Annotated in this window: 2 protein-coding genes and 1 pseudogene; 1 reads left to right on the plus strand and 2 read right to left on the minus strand. The window is 44.4% G+C overall.

Annotated elements, in window-relative coordinates:
- Positions 1–90 precede the first annotated feature (90 nt).
- A complete protein-coding gene (locus HMPREF1992_RS11835) occupies positions 91–279 on the minus strand; it encodes a WYL domain-containing protein (RefSeq protein ID WP_009442090.1) in 189 nt (62 codons plus the stop codon).
- 277 nt (positions 280–556) lie between these two features.
- On the opposite strand from HMPREF1992_RS11835, the gene HMPREF1992_RS08665 reads away from it, so the two are divergent.
- Entirely contained in the window at positions 557–1,168 is a 612-nt protein-coding gene (locus HMPREF1992_RS08665) for an SAP domain-containing protein (protein ID WP_037359320.1), read from the plus strand.
- Positions 1,169–1,293: 125 nt separating this feature from the next.
- On the opposite strand, the pseudogene HMPREF1992_RS08670 reads toward HMPREF1992_RS08665, so the two are convergent.
- Positions 1,294–1,773, minus strand: a pseudogene (locus tag HMPREF1992_RS08670) (hypothetical protein); the annotation flags it as partial.

The raw sequence follows: 1,773 nt of genomic DNA on the forward strand, positions 1-1,773 counted from the left end.
CACAAGAGAGGGCTTGTTGCCTAATGATTCTTTGTGAAAAAATCTGCCTGTAGCAGCCCCCATGCGGGAGGCTCTACACATAATGAAGAATTACGCTATCTCCTTATAATGCACCGTCAACGTATGCAGTCTTGTGCGGATCACATCTCTGAGTGCCAAAGGCTCGACTGTTTGCACTGCATCCCCATAGTGGATAAAGTAATCCGCGATGAACTCCTCCTCGCCCACATTGTAAAATCCATGGATATAGTACCGCCCATTCTCCTCCACAAGTCGCATGGATGGTAGTGTTCTTTATAAAAGAAATCCCGTCCCTGTGCCGTAATCTCGACGACAAAGGAGAGTGCATCGACACGGCAATAGAGATCCTCTGCGGGATGAGCAAAGGATAAAAGTGGCATCCCCGTCACATCCGTACACTCCTCCACCACAGTGATGCGGCCACACCGAAAGACACGCGCCTGCTCCATCTCGAAATCATGCGTTGTGTCATACCATAAATGTGATATAATGATAGACATCTATTCGTCTGACCTGCTATTTACGAGGAGATGTCATTATGACACAGCGTCCTGCATTTGATGAGATTCGCTCATATGAGGAGTTTATAAAATATTATTGGTATCGAACAGAACTCGTAGAGATTTGCAAAAAGCTTGGAATTGCACACAGGGGGGTAAAAAAAGATCTCAATCACAACATTGCAGAATACTTTAAAGGGAACATAGTCAAAGCCACTCCCCAAAAAGAGCAGATGATATCATCTGGAGCGATTTCCTTGGACACACCATTACTTGCTTGCAACTTTTCGTTCAACACAAAGTTTAGAACATATTTCTCAAATCTGACGAGGGTTTCTCCCTTTAAATTTACAGCAGATATGGCGACCGCATGGCGAAAGGTGAAAGCGGATCACGACACATCGTTTACTATACAGGACATGTTGAATGTATATAAGGGGATATCGACGTATGCAAAGTATGATTCTTCTGTATGCGAATGGAACCGCTTCTTAAAAGATTTCTGCGCTGATCCCATAAATGACAAGTTCAAATCAAAATTAAAGGCAGCTGCTATCCTATGGCGAATTGTTCGTGATTCCGATCAACCTAAAATGTATTCACGCACATTAGTGCAAGATCATTTAAAACAACTCGAAAAGCTTTAAGGATAACACTTCTTAATTAATTTGTTGACTGTATTGTAAGAAACGCTGATAACTGTAGTCCAACTTCTCTCAGCGCATCTTTTCCCTGCCAATGTCCCCCTATAGAGTACCGATCTTCATCCGCTTTATTTCCTTAAATAGAACAAACCTCTACATCCATCAACGCCGCTCTCAATCCCACCCTTGAAAACAACAACTGCCACACCATCCTCCTTGACCATAATGTGATCGAGCACCCCGCCCCATAGCTCCTCGTCAAACGCAACCTGCTCCTCGTTGATACCACATAGCACTTGAATCATGCTCTCCAAAGCGTTTCTCTTACTCTCCCTCTCGGTAATTTGCTCGTCCAACTGCTCCAAATGTCCCTGCTTTTCCACATAGAGTGCGCGAATCTCATTTTCCTGTTTCAGATATGCCGTCCGGTCCTGTGCCACCAGTGCATTCTCGCGAATCAGTTTTTCAATCCTTTCTGCCAAATTGCCTAAGTCTTGCTCTACCATACTGCGCTCCTCTATCAGCTCCTCCATCTGGCAAACGCTATCAATCAGGGAACGGAGTTCTGCGATCACGTTCTCTTTGACTTCCATCAAGGAGTTCAGTGC

The organism is Selenomonas sp. oral taxon 892 str. F0426 (genome assembly GCF_000468035.1).
In the GTDB taxonomy this organism is placed as follows: Bacteria; Bacillota; Negativicutes; order Selenomonadales; family Selenomonadaceae; genus Centipeda.

Bases quoted from the DNA above. Each gene is read 5' to 3' on its own strand.
- HMPREF1992_RS11835 (WP_009442090.1), bottom strand. From the start codon at position 279: ATGCGACTTGTGGAGGAGAATGGGCGGTACTATATCCATGGATTTTAC.